This is a genomic window from Alkalihalophilus lindianensis, assembly GCF_032843265.1.
Taxonomy (GTDB): domain Bacteria; phylum Bacillota; class Bacilli; order Bacillales; family Bacillaceae_D; genus Alkalihalophilus; species Alkalihalophilus lindianensis.
The window spans coordinates 1-240 of the sequence record NZ_JAWJBA010000950.1; the positions used below are offsets into that span (position 1 = coordinate 1).

1 protein-coding gene is annotated in these 240 nt (G+C 39.2%); it reads left to right on the plus strand.

Features of this window, described 5'->3' with window-relative positions:
* Positions 1 to 240 (plus strand): glyceraldehyde 3-phosphate dehydrogenase NAD-binding domain-containing protein (locus RYX56_RS24925; RefSeq protein ID WP_317124461.1); only part of this gene is annotated, 240 nt, incomplete at both ends.

Sequence of the window (240 nt, forward strand, 5' to 3'; positions counted from 1 at the left end):
CTTGTCAATGGCAAACGAATCAAACTTATCAATTACCGTCATCCTGAACAGCTGCCGTGGAAAGAAATGGATATTGACATTGTCATTGAAGCTACCGGGAAATTTAATTCTAAAGAAAAAGCTGCACGTCATTTAGAAGCGGGAGCTAAGAAGGTCATTCTAACTGCGCCCGGTAAAGATGAAGATGTTACGATTGTAATCGGTGTTAATGAAGATATGCTTGATATAGAAGAACATGAG